This is a genomic window from Pseudomonas sp. R15(2017) (assembly GCF_002112685.1).
Taxonomy (GTDB): Bacteria; Pseudomonadota; Gammaproteobacteria; order Pseudomonadales; family Pseudomonadaceae; genus Aquipseudomonas; species Aquipseudomonas glycinae.
Genome location: NZ_NEII01000015.1, coordinates 58,524 through 73,192 on the forward strand (window position 1 = coordinate 58,524; position 14,669 = coordinate 73,192).

Consider the following 14,669-nt stretch of genomic DNA (forward strand, 5'->3'; position numbering starts at 1 on the left):
CGCACGGCGTGCAGCGAGACAGGAAAGTGAATGGGTTATTGCGGGTCGCGCGGCGGAACTTCGCAGACGCCGATGCGCTTGGCAGCCCAGCGTTCGTAAAGGCCGATGGCGACGTCGGCACCGGCCATTGCAGTGAGGCAACCAAATGCCCCGGCGGCCCAGATCGACAGCCCGGCGGCATACAGCAGCATGATCGCCGAGACACCGCAGATCATGCAGGCGCCGGAGCGCAGGGCCAGGCGTCGCAGTAGTGGCCAGCCACGGGCGCCTTCCTTGTCGGCGCGCCACATTTCGCCGGACACCCCGCCCACGACGGCAAGGAGGATGACCAGCCAGATCGGCATGTCAGCCAATGCTTGTTGCTCGGTTGTCATGTCACGCCTCCTGAAAGCGTTGATGAATGAAGAGAAGTGAAGAGGCGACACCGGACGGGTGTCGCCTCTGAAGCGGGGAAGAACAGCTACAGGTTCCGCGCATTCAGCAGTTACAGGCGCTCGACAATGACGTTGTCGATGAAGGCGTAGTTGGCGTACGGGTTCTGCTCGTTGGAAAACGCCAGAGTTGTCTGCGCGGTAATCGCGGTGAACTCGTAAGTGACGGTGCTCCACTCGACCGCGACGCCTTTGGCTGTCGGTGTGTTGAACGTAGCGGTTTGCCCGGCCACTTTCACCTGAATGACACCGTCGCCGGAGCGGCTGGCGAATCGGGAGTTGCCGGCACTGAAAGTCAGACGGTACTTGGCGCCCGGAGTGGTCGCGAAATTCTGCTGAATCCCGCCACCGTTGCCATAAACGTAGTTGGCCAGGTCGACGATCATCACGCCATCTGCTGCCACAGAACCGCCGATGGCATTGGGCATGTTGAAGTATTCGGCACCGGACAGGAACGTCGTCCAGCCTGTGATGGCATTGGTTTTTGCCGGGGTGTCCAGAATGCAGCCACCACCGCATGTCGATTGTTCAAAGCTGCCGTTCACCAGGAGGTTGGCGGCGATTGCGCTGCCGCCATTGCCCAGCAGTGCAATAGCGAGAAACGGAGCTACGTATTTCTTGAGAATATTCATGTCTTTACCTATGAGGAGATTGATCAGGTTGTGCTGGCGATGCAGCACGCATGTCGCTCACAGGCGATCGCTCGAGACTCGTGGCCTTCACATGATTCAATGTTCCGCAGCGGGAACATTTGATCTGGAGTTCTGTGTACCTACCCACCCGGGCGAGCAGTCGTTTGCAGCTGCCACAGCGGCACTCTTTCAACATCGGCAAATCCTTTTGATTCCCTGCCAGGCCATGTTCATGCCGCGAAACTTTGTTGAAGCGCCTGCATCAGGCGGATATTCCAGAAAGCCCGGCACAGGGACCGGCACAGGGACCGGGCTTTTCAGTAGTGCGCTCTTGCGCCTTTACGGCAACTCAGGCCAAACGATGGTCACCGGAAAACCCGGCTGCTTATTGACCTGAGTGAAGGCCACGCAGTACTCCTTGAACGCGGCCAGGTACACCTGCTCCGCTGTAGTGGCAATGCCCAGATCAACTTTGTATTGCAGACCGGCGGCGGCGACACGAGTGACTACGTTGTCGAACCGACGCGTCTTCTCATTGCGCAGTTGTTCGCCCAACACCGATTGGCCCCAAGGGAACTCGGGTGCAAAAGACCAGACGCCGTCGGTGTTGACTGCGTTATGGCCGTAATCGACCTGGCCAGCCAAGGTGGCGGTAACGTCGACCCACACTTGATCGCCGGGAAATTCTTCGGTGATCGGATTGGCAGTTTCGAAAATGTTGTCGACTTTGCCATTCACTACACGTGCATATTTTTTCAAGCTCATTGCTCACATCCTTATTGGATCGCCGATATCTCGGCATACGTTGATCTGACTGCATCGGGCAGGCATTCCAAAAAGCCCGGCAATTCGCCGGGCTTTTCAGTAATGCGCTTTCACTGGAAGTAAGTCAGAAAGGAGCCACCGGCCAGTCGAGCACCGGGAACACGGATTGTTTTTTCACTTCGCTTACGGCAACGACGTACTGCTTGTAGGCAACCAGCGCCGCCTCATCTGCCGGACTGGCGATGCCAAGATCCAGCCTGTATTGCAGCGGGTTGAACCTCAGCCAGCGTTCGGCTGCGTCGAACCGTTGCTGCATGCGGGCATTGTTGATCCACTCGTGCTCGGAGACGGGGATCGCACTGAACGTCACCCCGTATGGACCGTAATCCATTCTCATTCCCGGTTGCGCGGTGGTATCACCGGTGACATCTCGCCATGCGGCATCCGGTTCACCAAGAGGTATGGCCGGCAGCGGTCCATCAGTATCCAGCACCTGAAGAACGATGATGTAATTCGCATATATTGTGAGTACGTAACGGTTCATCCTGATTTCCTTGGTTGTTGTTCAGCCGATTGCTTTATTGCAGAGGGGGGTGCAGCGATGAGCTCAGTAGGCATTCCAAAAAGCCCGGCAACCCGCCGGGCTTTTCAGTAATGCACTCCTTTGCCTTCCTTCAATCCTGTGTACGTGAAGGAAGCTGACTTTTCGGCGCTACTGGCGCGGTACGAGTCCATTCAAATTGTTTTTCCGACCGCGGTCCCTGCCCGCCGGATAACTGCTTCTGGTGCTTTACGCTGCACACCCGGGTCAGTTGCCAACCCTCTGAACCGTTGAGGCCGGTCCATCGCTGCCTGTTCTTGTGGAACTAAAGAGCTGTTGTTGCCAGCCGCTTTGTCGAGCGGCTTGGTGGCAAGAATATGCATGGATGCATATACAGTCAATGCGTAAATGCATTTATTTATGCACGAGAAATGCGCGGATGCATGGAAGCCCCGCCAATCAAGGGTTGCCCGGTTTTCTACAGGCGAAAAAAAACCCGCCGAGGCGGGTTTTATCCGAAAGGGATCGGGTTACCGGGCGTACATGCCCCACCAGAAGACGTGACCGAGGATGACGATCTGCTCTTCCTGCATGTCCTGGAAGCTGTAGTCCTCGTCCGGATGCTCATCGCGATTGAAGCTGCGCAGACGGATACCGGTAGGCAGGCGATAAAGCTGCTTCACCCGCAGTTGACCGTTGTGGTTGATCGCATAAAGGTCGCCATCGATGATGTCGCCGATCCCGCATTTTCCCGCGTTGACCCCAACCGTGGCACCGTCGCGCAGCACCGGCAACATGCTGTTGCCCCGTACCGTCACGCATTTGGCCTGATCGAACTGCACACCGTTATGGCGCAGGCTGCGTTTGCCGAAGCGCAGGCTGGAGCGTTCGCTCTCTTCGATGACGAATCTTCCTGATCCAGCAGCCAATTCAACCTCGCGAAGAAAGGGCACCGACACCTCGTCGTCATCGACGGGGGTGTCGTCGTCCCACAGGCTTATGTCCTTGAGTTCGGAATGCAACTCGTCGCGTCCGGCGTTGGCGGCGGGCGCAACATCCGCGCGCCCGCGCAACTGGTCGGTGCTCACGGCAAAGTACTCGGCGATCTTCGAGATGTGCTTATCTGAAGGATCGACGATCTTCCCGCTGAGAATTCGCGAGAGCGTGGATTGAGGCACGCCGGTGCGACGGTGGAGCTCCGTGGGGGAGATCCCGTGCTGATCGAGCAGTGCTCTTAAGACGGAGGATACGTTGCGTTTTTGCATAACGCGCATAGTGCTTGAAGTTTTTCGCGAAGACAAATGCTGATTTGCATAAATCGTGCATAGTCGACGTTTTTGCACCAGATAGATGTCACCCGGCCGCGATGCCTGCGTCCGACAGACCGCCCATGGTAACCTTGCGCCCATCGCGGAAAAGCCCGGCGACTGCCGCGCTTTTGCCCCACACATTCCAACGAGTTACCTGACAATCCGATGAATAAAGCCGTCTCCGACCTGTCCTCCCACACTCCGATGATGCAGCAGTACTGGCGCCTAAAGAATCAGCACCCGGACCAGCTGATGTTCTACCGCATGGGCGACTTCTACGAGATCTTCTACGAAGACGCGAAGAAGGCGGCCAAGTTGCTGGACATCACCCTGACCGCGCGCGGGCAGTCGGCGGGTCAGGCGATTCCGATGTGCGGGATTCCGTATCACGCGGCGGAAGGTTATCTGGCGAAGCTGGTCAAGCTCGGCGAGTCGGTCGTGATCTGCGAGCAGGTTGGCGACCCGGCCACCAGCAAGGGCCCGGTGGAGCGTCAGGTGGTGCGGATCATCACCCCGGGTACGGTCAGCGATGAGGCGCTGCTCGATGAGCGCCGCGACAACCTGATCGCGGCGGTGCTGGGCGATGAGCGTTTGTTCGGCCTGGCCGTGCTGGACATCACCAGCGGCAACTTCACCGTGCTGGAGATCAAGGGCTGGGAAAACCTGCTGGCGGAACTGGAGCGAGTCAACCCGGTCGAGCTGCTGATCCCCGATGACTGGCCGAAGGATCTGCCGGCGGAAAAACGCCGTGGCGTTCGCCGCCGTGCACCGTGGGATTTCGAGCGCGACTCGGCGCTGAAAAGTCTCTGCCAGCAATTCTCCACCCAGGACCTGAAAGGTTTTGGCTGCGAAACCCTGACCCTGGCCATCGGCGCCGCCGGTTGCCTGCTGGCGTATGCCAAGGAAACTCAGCGCACCGCCCTGCCCCATCTGCGCAGCCTGCGTCATGAACGGCTGGACGACACCGTGGTGCTGGACGGCGCCAGCCGCCGTAACCTCGAACTCGATACCAACCTGGCCGGCGGCCGCGACAACACCCTGCAATCGGTTGTCGATCGTTGCCAGACCGCCATGGGCAGCCGTTTGCTGACCCGTTGGCTCAACCGTCCGTTGCGCGATCTGACCGTGCTGCTCGCTCGCCAGAGTTCGATCACTTGCCTGCTCGACCGCTATCGCTTTGAAAATCTGCAACCGCAGCTCAAGGAAATCGGCGATATCGAGCGGATTCTGGCGCGGATCGGCCTGCGCAATGCCCGCCCTCGCGACCTCGCCCGCTTGCGCGATGCACTCGGCGCGTTGCCTGAACTGCAAGTGGCAATGGCTGACCTGGAAGCGCCGCACCTGCAACGCCTGGCGGCCACCACCAGCACTTATCCGGAACTGGCGGCGCTGCTGGAAAAAGCCATCATCGACAATCCGCCGGCGGTGATCCGCGACGGCGGCGTGCTGAAAACCGGTTACGACAGCGAACTCGACGAGCTGCAATCGCTGAGCGAGAACGCCGGCCAGTTCCTGATCGATCTGGAAGCCCGGGAGAAGGCCCGTACCGGCCTCGCCAACCTGAAAGTCGGCTACAACCGCATCCACGGTTACTTCATCGAGTTGCCTAGCAAACAGGCTGAATCGGCGCCGGCAGATTACATCCGCCGCCAGACCCTCAAAGGTGCCGAGCGCTTTATCACCCCGGAGCTGAAAGAGTTTGAAGACAAGGCACTGTCTGCCAAGAGCCGTGCCCTGGCCCGCGAGAAGATGCTTTATGAAGCATTGCTGGAAGATCTGATCAGCCAGTTGCCGCCATTGCAGGACACCGCCTCGGCTCTCGCCGAACTGGACGTGCTGAGCAACCTCGCCGAACGTGCGCTGAACCTCGACCTGAATTGCCCGACGTTCGTCAGCGAACCGTGCATGCGCATCTCCCAGGGCCGCCACCCGGTGGTCGAGCAAGTGCTGACCACGCCGTTCGTGGCCAACGACCTGAGCCTGGACGACAACACCCGCATGCTGGTGATCACCGGCCCGAACATGGGCGGTAAATCCACCTATATGCGCCAGACTGCACTGATTGTGCTGCTGGCGCACATCGGCAGCTTCGTGCCGGCAGCCAGTTGCGAACTGTCGCTGGTGGACCGGATCTTCACCCGGATCGGTTCCAGCGACGACCTCGCCGGCGGGCGCTCGACCTTCATGGTGGAAATGAGCGAAACCGCGAACATTCTGCACAACGCTACCGAGCGCAGCCTGGTGCTGATGGACGAAGTCGGGCGCGGCACCAGCACCTTTGATGGTCTGTCCCTGGCGTGGGCGGCGGCGGAGCGTTTGGCGCAGTTGCGGGCCTATACTCTGTTTGCGACGCACTATTTCGAACTGACCGTGTTGCCGGAAGCCGAACCGCTGGTGGCCAACGTGCACCTCAATGCCACCGAACACAATGAACGCATCGTCTTCCTGCACCATGTGTTGCCGGGGCCGGCGAGCCAGAGTTATGGCCTTGCGGTTGCACAACTGGCCGGAGTGCCGAGCGAAGTTATCGTGCGTGCGCGTGAACACTTGAGCCGCCTGGAAGATACCGCGCTGCCACATGAGGCGCCGAAACCGGCCGCCAAGGGCAAACCGGCAGCGCCGCAACAGAGCGACATGTTTGCCAGCCTCCCGCATCCGGTGCTGGATGAGTTGGCCAAACTGGATCTGGATGACGTTACACCGCGTCGTGCGCTCGAAATGTTATATGCACTTAAGAACCGGATCTAAGCACCGACGAACCGGATATAACGCAAACGGCTTCAAGCTGTTAGAATCTCGCGCGGTTCGGGATGCTGCTGGCTAATAGCCTGGCCGGCAGACATCGCTCCCGAACCTGGCGACCCCAACCGTGAAGGGGCAACGCTGCCGCCGCCTGAGGAGAAAATTAGAAATGACCTTCGTCGTCACCGACAACTGCATCAAGTGCAAGTACACCGACTGCGTAGAAGTCTGTCCGGTGGACTGCTTTTACGAAGGCCCGAATTTCCTGGTGATTCACCCGGATGAGTGCATCGACTGCGCCCTGTGCGAACCGGAATGCCCGGCCGTGGCCATTTTCTCCGAGGACGAAGTTCCGGAAGAGATGCAGGAGTTCATTCAATTGAACGTCGAGTTGGCCGAAATCTGGCCGAATATCACCGAGAAGAAAGAATCGCTGCCGGATGCCGAAGAGTGGGATGGCGTCAAAGGCAAGATCAAAGACCTCGAACGCTGATCTGTCGCGCGTTTGAAGAAAAGGCCCCTCGCGGGCCTTTTTGCTTTTCCGGTTTTTGCTTTATTTCAGGCAAAAAAAGGGGCGGTTTGACCCGCCCACATTTTTTCCCTATTCCCTGTGTTCCTTTTCATCGTCCTGATGAATCGCTTCCTGCGATGTCCATTCCCCTCTTCCTCGAAGGGCGTGTCTATCCGTCGACACAACCCAGATACTAACGAGTTCCCCGCAGGGGGCAACCGGCCCTCAGTGCATGATCCTGTTGTCATAAATCCTTAACATTAAAATATAACCTTATAAATCAATATGTTATTGATCAGCGATGAGCACAATCGCCTTCGGCAGCAGTGTAAAAATCACGAACACTTACGATACAGTCAGCAAAGGCTTACAGCGCAAACCTACAAGGTGGGAATACCTGCCGCTTTCAGCACACAAACAAAAAGCCCCGAACCAGTCGGGGCTTTCTGCATGGCGGTCAGGCGGGCGGCTTATTGAAACAGCGACTCGCTCGACAGGCCGTTTTTCTCGAGAATTTCCCGAAGGCGCTTAAGGCCTTCCACCTGGATCTGTCTCACCCGTTCCCGGGTCAGGCCGATCTCCAGGCCTACATCTTCCAGCGTGCTGCTCTCGTGGCCGCGCAGGCCGAAGCGGCGTACCACCACCTCGCGTTGCTTGTCGGTCAGTTCCGAGAGCCATTGATCGATGCTCTGCGACAGATCGTCATCCTGCAGCAGTTCACATGGATCGGTCGGACGGTCATCCGTCAGGGTGTCCAGCAGGGTTTTATCCGAATCCGGACCCAGCGAGACGTCGACCGAAGAAACCCGCTCGTTCAGGCCCAGCATGCGCTTGACCTCGCCCACCGGTTTTTCCAGCAGGTTGGCGATTTCTTCGGGTGAAGGTTCGTGGTCGAGCTTTTGCGTCAGCTCCCGTGCAGCCCGCAGGTACACGTTGAGCTCCTTGACCACATGAATCGGCAGCCGAATGGTCCGGGTCTGATTCATGATTGCGCGTTCGATGGTCTGACGGATCCACCAGGTTGCGTAGGTCGAGAAGCGGAAGCCGCGCTCGGGATCGAACTTTTCCACCGCTCGGATCAGTCCGAGGTTGCCCTCTTCGATCAGATCCAGCAGCGACAGCCCCCGATTGACGTAACGCCGGGCGATCTTGACGACCAGCCGCAGGTTACTTTCGATCATGCGCTTGCGCCCGGCCGGGTCGCCACTTTGCGACAAGCGCGCAAAATGAACTTCTTCTTCCGGGGAGAGCAGAGGGGAAAAGCCGATTTCGTTGAGGTACAACTGCGTGGCATCGAGTGCCCGAGTGTAGTCGATGTACTTGTGTTGTTTAAGCGAAGCGGAGTGTTTGGATTTGGCACGAACGGAAGGTGGAGCAGCCCCTTCATCATTCGACATCGAATCCGAATCGATGCCGGTCTCCATCAGGAGAACCTCATCGTCGATGTCAAACTCCGGCACTTCTTTACTGAGAGCCATTGTTATAGTCCTTTGGTGAGTTCGACCCCAAGCTCAAGCGACGCCTTTATCCTTGGCAACGCTGGAGCCTGTCCCCTCTACGTGACGGAACAGGCTGGTCTGCAAATCAACGTCTTGGCAGGAACTGCAGCGGATCTACAGGTTTACCTTGTCGGCGAATCTCAAAATGCAGTTTCACCCGGTCTGTACCCGTTGACCCCATTTCGGCAATTGTCTGTCCGACCTTGACCTGCTGCCCCTCCCGTACCAACAGCCGACGGTTGTGTCCGTAAGCACTGACGTAGGTTTCGCTGTGTTTGATGATGACCAATTCGCCGTAGCCCCTTAAGCCACTCCCGGCGTATACCACCGTCCCATCAGACGCAGCTAAAACAGGCTGTCCCAAATCTCCGGCGATATCAATTCCTTTATTCAAACTACCGTTTGAAGAGAATTTTCCAATGAGAATGCCATTAGATGGCCATCCCCAGCCGGTCGGGGCCGGGCCCGGTGGTGGCAGTGGAGCGGGTGCTGGCTTGTTGGCGACGGACGGTACAACCGTCGTCGAAGCCGCGCCGGAACCCGTGGTTGTGGTGGTCGTCGTGCCATTTGCCTGGCGCCGGATAACCGTGGTTTTGCTGGACGAAGACGCTGAAGAACCGGAGTTGGTGACGACTGCCGTCGACGTTGAACCGGTACGGCCATCGAAGCGAATCGTCTGACCCGGATGGATCGTATATGGCGTAGGAATATTGTTCCGGGCAGCGAGGGCTTTGTAGTCCCAGCCGTAGCGAAAAGCGATGGAAAACAAAGTATCGCCCGGACGGACTACATACTGCCCGGTCGTCACGACCGGACGCTGGGCCACCGCATTGTTGCGATCAACGACCCGCACGTTGCTCGATTTTGTGCTGGAGCAACCGACCAGCAAGGTGCTCAAGACAAGGCCAGTCACCAGGCGCTGAAAGCTCGTGTTACCCATACGCTGCGCAATGACTGTGAGACTCACCCGCCGCTCCCTTTGTGGTGGCTGAAAAATGTGGAATGCCGATTCCGGCATGAAACTTCGCAAGTATAACGGGCGCAACCGGCTTTACCTTTATAGAAGCGCTATCGCCCGGCGCACACGTTTGCTTGTAGACGATCCATCCTGTTTAAACATTTGCTGCCGCTGTAAGACAAACGCGCTCGACGGGAATTCAGCGGCCTCGAACAAATGCTCAGGCGAGCGGCCCGTTGAGCAACGGCACGAAACGCACCGCTCCCAGAACGTGTCTGGAGAAGCCGTTTTCTTCGCGCACGATCAGCATCAATTGCTGCACTTCGCCTGAGCCGACCGGGATCACCATCCGCCCGCCCGGTGCCAGTTGATCAAGCAAAGCCTGAGGTACATCGGTGGCAACCGCCGTGACGATAATGCCGTTGTACGGCGCCAGCGCCGGCCAGCCCTCCCAGCCATCGCCCCAGCGAAACACCACGTTGCGCAGATTGAGTTCGACCAGACGCTCCTTGGCCCGATCCTGCAGCACCTTGATGCGCTCCACCGAGAACACCCGCTCGACCAGTTGCGACAGCACCGCCGTCTGGTAACCGGAACCGGTGCCGATCTCCAGCACCTTGTCCAGCGGTCCGGCTTCCAGCAGCAGCTCGCTCATGCGCGCCACCATATAAGGCTGGGAAATGGTCTGGTTGTTGCCGATCGGCAGCGCGGTGTCTTCATAGGCGCGATGCGCCAGTGCTTCATCGACGAACAGGTGCCGCGGGGTGCGACGGATCACTTCCAGCACGCTGGCGTTGGAAACACCCTCTTCATACAGACGCTGGATCAGGCGTTCACGGGTTCGCTGGGAGGTCATCCCGATGCCGCTGCGCAGCCTGTCGTCTTGTTCACGAGCCATCAGTTGAGACCCTCCAGCCAGCCGTCGAGACTTCTGAAGGCATCATTGAAGGTGCGATCGAGCTGCAACGGAGTGATGGATACGTAACCTTGCATCACTGCATGGAAATCAGTGCCCGGTCCGCCGTCTTCCGCGTTCCCTGCCGCAGCGATCCAGTAACCGGCCTTGCCGCGCGGGTCCACGACTTTCATCGGTGCCGCCGCACGGGCGCGATGGCCGAGACGGGTCAGTTGAATGCCGCGAATGTGATCGATCGGCAGATTCGGAATGTTCACGTTCAACACCGTGCGCGGTGGCAGATCGAGCCCGGCATGGGCCTCGACCAGTTTGCGCGCAAAGTAGGCGGCCGTGGGCAGGTTGTCGACCTGCCGCGACACCAGCGAGAAGGCAAACGACGGGCGCTCGAGAAAGCGGCCCTCGAGGGCGGCTGCCACCGTCCCGGAATACAGCACGTCATCCCCCAGGTTGGCGCCAAGGTTGATCCCCGACACCACCATGTCCGGCTCGCGTTCAAGCAAACCGTTGAGCCCCAGATGGACGCAGTCGGTCGGTGTGCCATTGAGGCTGATAAAGCCGTTGGCCAGGTATTGCGGGTGCAGCGGACGGTCGAGTGTCAGCGAACTGCTGGCACCGCTCTTGTCCTGTTCCGGGGCGATAACCACGCACTCGGTGTAATCCGCCAGCGCAGCATAAAGCGCGGCAAGACCGGGCGCAGTCACCCCATCGTCGTTAGAAATCAGAATACGCATGGGCTGTCCGTCTGCCCCACCGGCACCAGATCAACGAGTTCGCGCACCAATACGGTGGCGAAGCATCCGGCCGGGAGGACGAATTCCAGTTGCAGAATGTCAGGCTCGGGATAATGCCACGTCAACCCGCCAATGGGCAGCCGCAGGATGCGACGTTCGTGGCTCATACCGGCATTAATCAACCAATCGCGCAGATCCGCCTCGCGTGCGGCAATCCCCTGCTCCAGATCATGGACAACCCCGGCCGCCGGCGAGTCACCTTCGCCCCACTGCGGGCCGGTCGGGTGCAGGTCGAGAATCGCCAGGCGCGGGTCGCTGCACTCGGCCTCACCGGCCGGGAAAAAGCTGCGGCTGTCGGTGAAGGCCAGCAGATCGCCGACCTGGGCGCGCTGCCACGTGCCATCGGCGACCCGTGCTGCGAGCACCTGATTGAACAGAAAACTGCGCGCGGTCGACAGCAGGCGCGAGCGCACATTGCGCTGCTCCGGCAGTGCCTTGCGCGCGGCCCAGGAGCGGGCATCGACAACGTTGCCACCGTCATGGCCGAAACGCTGGGCGCCGAAGTAATTCGGGATTCCGTGTTTGGCGATCAGTTGCAGACGCTCGTCGATGGCGGCCTTGTCGCCATTGAACTGGGTCAGGCGCAACGTGAAACCGTTGGCCGAATGCGCACCGCGTTGCAACTTGCGCTTGTGGCGAGTGGTCTTGAGGATTTTCAGCGTGTCGTTTTCCGCCGCCGACAGATCCGGATCGGCCTTGCCCGGCAATTGCACGCTGAACCACTGACGGGTCAGCGCCTGACGATCCTTCAGACCGGCATAGCTCACCGTACGCAGCGGCACACCTGCCGCCTTGGCGATACGGCGTGCAGCCTCTTCTGTATTCAAGCCACGCTTTTCCACCCAGATCCACAGGTGCTCGCCGTCACCGCTGAACGGAATGTCGAGCACTTCATCGACCTGAAAATCTTCGGCGATGGCTTTCAGTACCGCAGTGCCGAGGGCGTCGCCATAGGCCCGTGGGCCGAGCAATTGCAGTTCGTTCATGCGCGCAGCAACAAGGCAACGGAATGCACGGCGATGCCTTCTTCGCGACCGACGAAGCCAAGCTTCTCGGTGGTGGTGGCTTTCACGTTCACTTGGTCCAGTTCAACTTGCAGATCCGCGGCAATCAGGGCGCGCATCGATTCGATATGGGGGGCCATTTTCGGAGCCTGGGCAACGATGGTGTTGTCGACGTTGCCGACCTTCCAGCCTTTGGCGTGGATCAGACTGACCACATGGCGCAGCAGGACACGGCTGTCGGCACCCTTGAATTGCGGGTCGGTGTCCGGGAAGTGCTTGCCGATATCACCCAGCGCGGCCGCGCCGAGCAAGGCATCGCTCAAGGCGTGCAGCAGGACGTCACCGTCGGAGTGAGCGAGCAGCCCGAAGCCGTGTGCGATTCGCACGCCGCCCAGAGTAATGAAATCGCCTTCAGCGAAACGGTGCACATCATAGCCGTGGCCAATACGCATAAAAAAACGCCCCGAATTTTGTCAGGGCGTGATTCTACCTGCATTAACTCTTTAGAGCGCGCGCGTGATGCTGCAAGTGGTCGTCAATGAAGCTGGCGATGAAGAAATAGCTGTGATCGTAGCCCGGTTGCAGGCGCAACGTCAGCGGATGCCCCGCCTGTTTTGCCGCTTGTTGCAGGGCCTCGGGTTTGAGCTGGGTGGCGAGGAAGTCGTCGCGATCCCCCTGATCGACCAGCAATGGCAGCTTTTCGTCCGTCTCGGCGATCAGCGCACAGGCATCCCACTCGCGCCATTTCGAACGGTCTTCGCCCAGATAGCGGGAGAACGCTTTCTGGCCCCACGGGCAATCCATCGGATTATTGATCGGAGAGAATGCTGATACTGACTGATAACGCCCTGGATTGCGCAAGGCACAGACCAATGCACCGTGACCGCCCATCGAGTGGCCGCTGATGCTGCGTTTGTCCGAGGCCGGGAAATGCGCTTCAACCAGTGAGGGCAATTCCTGCACGACGTAGTCATGCATCCGATAGTGCCGCGACCAGGGTTCCTGCGTGGCATTCAGATAGAACCCGGCACCGAGGCCGAAATCCCAAGCCCCGTCGGGATCGCCCGGTACATCTGGGCCGCGAGGACTGGTGTCCGGGGCCACGATAATCAGCCCCAATTCAGCCGCCATGCGCATGGCACCGGCCTTCTGCATGAAGTTCTCGTCCGTGCACGTCAGGCCCGACAGCCAGTACAGCACCGGCAACTTGCCGCCCTGCTCTGCCTGCGGCGGCAGGTACACGGCGAACACCATTTCGCAACCCAGCACTTCGGAACGATGGCGATAGCGCTTGTGCCAACCGCCGAAACTTTTCTGACAGGAGATGTTTTCCAGACTCATGTAGGACTCCTACGCAGCCACGGCTGCACATCGGCAGTCGTGGCATCGTGATTGATCAGAAATGAATGACGGTACGGATGCTCTTGCCTTCGTGCATCAGGTCGAAGGCCTTGTTGATGTCTTCCAGGCCCATGGTGTGAGTGATGAAAGTATCCAGCGGGATTTCGCCGCTTTGCGCCATGTCGACGTAGCTTGGCAATTCGGTACGACCACGCACGCCACCGAACGCCGAACCGCGCCAGACGCGACCGGTCACCAGCTGGAACGGACGGGTGGCAATTTCCTGGCCGGCACCGGCCACACCGATGATGACCGACTCGCCCCAGCCTTTATGGCAGCACTCGAGCGCTGCGCGCATCAGTTGCACATTGCCGATGCATTCGAAGGAGAAATCAACGCCGCCGTCGGTCATGTCGACGATCACTTCCTGGATCGGACGATCGAAGTCTTTCGGGTTTACGCAATCGGTGGCACCCAATTGCTTGGCGATTTCGAACTTGGCCGGGTTGATGTCGATGGCGATGATCCGTGAGGCCTTGGCCTTCACCGCGCCGATCACGGCCGACAGACCGATGCCGCCGAGGCCGAAAATCGCCACGGTGTCACCCGGTTTCACCTTGGCGGTGTTGATCACCGCACCGATACCGGTGGTCACGCCGCAACCGAGCAGGCAGACCTTTTCCAGCGGTGCATCCTTGGAGATCCTGGCCACGGAGATTTCCGGCAGCACGGTGTACTCGGAAAACGTCGAGGTACCCATGTAGTGGAAAATCGTTTGGCCCTTGTAGGAAAAGCGCGAAGTGCCGTCCGGCATCAGGCCCTTGCCCTGGGTGGCGCGAATCGCCTGACACAGGTTGGTCTTGCCCGACTTGCAGAATTTGCACTGACCGCATTCCGGGGTGTACAGCGGAATCACGTGGTCGCCGACGGCCACGGATGTCACGCCTTCGCCGATCGCTTCGACGATTGCGCCGCCTTCGTGGCCGAGGATCGACGGGAAGATACCTTCCGGGTCAGCGCCGGACAGCGTGTACGCATCGGTATGGCAAACGCCGGAAGCCACCACGCGCAGCAATACTTCACCGGCCTTGGGCATGGCGACATCGACTTCTACGATTTCCAGCGGCTTCTTGGCCTCGAAGGCAACGGCGGCGCGCGACTTGATCATGCTGACTCTCCAGTGAATCCATTGAATAAAAAACCAGACAGTCAGTGTAGTCCAGCGCTG

16 protein-coding genes are annotated in these 14,669 nt (G+C 59.2%); 2 read left to right on the forward strand and 14 right to left on the reverse strand.

What is annotated here, in order from left to right; all coding sequences use genetic code 11:
• Positions 1-35 precede the first annotated feature (35 nt).
• The 6 genes from CAF77_RS25820 to CAF77_RS25845 all read right to left on the reverse strand — a co-directional run bounded on the left by CAF77_RS25820 (position 36) and on the right by CAF77_RS25845 (position 3,634).
• Positions 36-374: a phage holin family protein gene (locus CAF77_RS25820; protein ID WP_064379028.1), complete on the reverse strand. Its 339-nt coding sequence runs from the start codon at positions 372-374 to the stop codon at positions 36-38.
• A 110-nt stretch (positions 375-484) separates the two neighbouring features.
• A complete protein-coding gene (locus CAF77_RS25825; RefSeq protein ID WP_064384039.1) occupies positions 485-1,063 on the reverse strand; it encodes a DUF642 domain-containing protein in 579 nt (192 codons plus the stop codon).
• A 4-nt stretch (positions 1,064-1,067) separates the two neighbouring features.
• The gene (locus CAF77_RS25830) at positions 1,068-1,259 is read right to left on the reverse strand and encodes a Com family DNA-binding transcriptional regulator (protein WP_084776901.1); all 192 of its coding nucleotides are present in this window, start codon (positions 1,257-1,259) and stop codon (positions 1,068-1,070) included.
• A 143-nt stretch (positions 1,260-1,402) separates the two neighbouring features.
• The gene (locus CAF77_RS25835) at positions 1,403-1,828 is read right to left on the reverse strand and encodes a tail fiber assembly protein (RefSeq protein ID WP_223290640.1); all 426 of its coding nucleotides are present in this window, start codon (positions 1,826-1,828) and stop codon (positions 1,403-1,405) included.
• Between the two features lie 124 nt (positions 1,829-1,952).
• Positions 1,953-2,372, reverse strand: coding sequence for a tail fiber assembly protein (locus tag CAF77_RS25840; RefSeq protein ID WP_064379027.1), 420 nt, complete (start codon positions 2,370-2,372; stop codon positions 1,953-1,955).
• A gap of 527 nt (positions 2,373-2,899) precedes the next feature.
• Complete coding sequence (locus tag CAF77_RS25845; RefSeq protein WP_045121746.1) at positions 2,900-3,634, reverse strand: XRE family transcriptional regulator; 735 nt, start codon at positions 3,632-3,634, stop codon at positions 2,900-2,902.
• Between the two features lie 210 nt (positions 3,635-3,844).
• On the opposite strand from CAF77_RS25845, the gene mutS reads away from it, so the two are divergent.
• Positions 3,845-6,427 carry a DNA mismatch repair protein MutS gene (mutS, locus tag CAF77_RS25850; RefSeq protein WP_064379026.1) on the forward strand — a complete coding sequence of 861 codons (2,583 nt, stop codon included), beginning with the start codon at positions 3,845-3,847 and terminating at the stop codon, positions 6,425-6,427.
• 163 nt (positions 6,428-6,590) lie between these two features.
• The gene (gene fdxA / locus CAF77_RS25855) at positions 6,591-6,914 is read left to right on the forward strand and encodes a ferredoxin FdxA (protein WP_007908827.1); all 324 of its coding nucleotides are present in this window, start codon (positions 6,591-6,593) and stop codon (positions 6,912-6,914) included.
• A 488-nt stretch (positions 6,915-7,402) separates the two neighbouring features.
• Here fdxA and rpoS read toward each other — a convergent pair whose 3' ends face one another.
• The 8 genes from rpoS to CAF77_RS25900 form a co-directional block, all read right to left on the reverse strand.
• Positions 7,403-8,410 carry an RNA polymerase sigma factor RpoS gene (rpoS, locus tag CAF77_RS25865; protein WP_007954831.1) on the reverse strand — a complete coding sequence of 336 codons (1,008 nt, stop codon included), beginning with the start codon at positions 8,408-8,410 and terminating at the stop codon, positions 7,403-7,405.
• A 106-nt stretch (positions 8,411-8,516) separates the two neighbouring features.
• Positions 8,517-9,398 carry a peptidoglycan DD-metalloendopeptidase family protein gene (locus CAF77_RS25870; RefSeq protein WP_084776899.1) on the reverse strand — a complete coding sequence of 294 codons (882 nt, stop codon included), beginning with the start codon at positions 9,396-9,398 and terminating at the stop codon, positions 8,517-8,519.
• 211 nt (positions 9,399-9,609) lie between these two features.
• Complete coding sequence (locus tag CAF77_RS25875; protein WP_170844894.1) at positions 9,610-10,245, reverse strand: protein-L-isoaspartate(D-aspartate) O-methyltransferase; 636 nt, start codon at positions 10,243-10,245, stop codon at positions 9,610-9,612.
• Positions 10,246-10,286: 41 nt separating this feature from the next.
• The gene (surE, locus tag CAF77_RS25880) at positions 10,287-11,036 is read right to left on the reverse strand and encodes a 5'/3'-nucleotidase SurE (RefSeq protein WP_064379025.1); all 750 of its coding nucleotides are present in this window, start codon (positions 11,034-11,036) and stop codon (positions 10,287-10,289) included.
• Positions 11,024-12,082, reverse strand: coding sequence for a tRNA pseudouridine(13) synthase TruD (gene truD / locus CAF77_RS25885; protein ID WP_064379024.1), 1,059 nt, complete (start codon positions 12,080-12,082; stop codon positions 11,024-11,026). Before truD ends, surE begins: the two co-directional genes overlap by 13 nt.
• Positions 12,079-12,552: a 2-C-methyl-D-erythritol 2,4-cyclodiphosphate synthase gene (gene ispF, locus CAF77_RS25890; RefSeq protein ID WP_007954821.1), complete on the reverse strand. Its 474-nt coding sequence runs from the start codon at positions 12,550-12,552 to the stop codon at positions 12,079-12,081. The genes truD and ispF overlap by 4 nt, the downstream gene beginning before the upstream one ends.
• Positions 12,553-12,595: 43 nt before the next feature.
• On the reverse strand, positions 12,596-13,441 hold the full coding sequence (fghA, locus tag CAF77_RS25895) for an S-formylglutathione hydrolase (protein WP_064379023.1): 846 nt from the start codon (positions 13,439-13,441) through the stop codon (positions 12,596-12,598).
• A 55-nt stretch (positions 13,442-13,496) separates the two neighbouring features.
• Positions 13,497-14,609: an S-(hydroxymethyl)glutathione dehydrogenase/class III alcohol dehydrogenase gene (locus CAF77_RS25900; RefSeq protein WP_064379022.1), complete on the reverse strand. Its 1,113-nt coding sequence runs from the start codon at positions 14,607-14,609 to the stop codon at positions 13,497-13,499.
• Positions 14,610-14,669: the final 60 nt, after the last annotated feature.

What these genes read in the sequence shown, in the direction of transcription:
- CAF77_RS25820 (WP_064379028.1), bottom strand. Translation starts at nt 374, where the DNA reads ATGACAACCGAGCAACAAGCATTGGCTGACATGCCGATCTGGCTGGTC.
- CAF77_RS25825 (WP_064384039.1), bottom strand. Translation starts at nt 1,063, where the DNA reads ATGAATATTCTCAAGAAATACGTAGCTCCGTTTCTCGCTATTGCACTG.
- CAF77_RS25830 (WP_084776901.1), bottom strand. Translation starts at nt 1,259, where the DNA reads ATGTTGAAAGAGTGCCGCTGTGGCAGCTGCAAACGACTGCTCGCCCGG.
- CAF77_RS25835 (WP_223290640.1), bottom strand. Translation starts at nt 1,828, where the DNA reads ATGAGCTTGAAAAAATATGCACGTGTAGTGAATGGCAAAGTCGACAAC.
- CAF77_RS25840 (WP_064379027.1), bottom strand. Translation starts at nt 2,372, where the DNA reads ATGAACCGTTACGTACTCACAATATATGCGAATTACATCATCGTTCTT.
- CAF77_RS25845 (WP_045121746.1), bottom strand. Translation starts at nt 3,634, where the DNA reads ATGCAAAAACGCAACGTATCCTCCGTCTTAAGAGCACTGCTCGATCAG.
- mutS (WP_064379026.1), top strand. Translation starts at nt 3,845, where the DNA reads ATGAATAAAGCCGTCTCCGACCTGTCCTCCCACACTCCGATGATGCAG.
- fdxA (WP_007908827.1), top strand. Translation starts at nt 6,591, where the DNA reads ATGACCTTCGTCGTCACCGACAACTGCATCAAGTGCAAGTACACCGAC.
- rpoS (WP_007954831.1), bottom strand. Translation starts at nt 8,410, where the DNA reads ATGGCTCTCAGTAAAGAAGTGCCGGAGTTTGACATCGACGATGAGGTT.
- CAF77_RS25875 (WP_170844894.1), bottom strand. Translation starts at nt 10,245, where the DNA reads ATGACCTCCCAGCGAACCCGTGAACGCCTGATCCAGCGTCTGTATGAA.
- surE (WP_064379025.1), bottom strand. Translation starts at nt 11,036, where the DNA reads ATGCGTATTCTGATTTCTAACGACGATGGGGTGACTGCGCCCGGTCTT.
- truD (WP_064379024.1), bottom strand. Translation starts at nt 12,082, where the DNA reads ATGAACGAACTGCAATTGCTCGGCCCACGGGCCTATGGCGACGCCCTC.
- ispF (WP_007954821.1), bottom strand. Translation starts at nt 12,552, where the DNA reads ATGCGTATTGGCCACGGCTATGATGTGCACCGTTTCGCTGAAGGCGAT.
- fghA (WP_064379023.1), bottom strand. Translation starts at nt 13,441, where the DNA reads ATGAGTCTGGAAAACATCTCCTGTCAGAAAAGTTTCGGCGGTTGGCAC.
- CAF77_RS25900 (WP_064379022.1), bottom strand. Translation starts at nt 14,609, where the DNA reads ATGATCAAGTCGCGCGCCGCCGTTGCCTTCGAGGCCAAGAAGCCGCTG.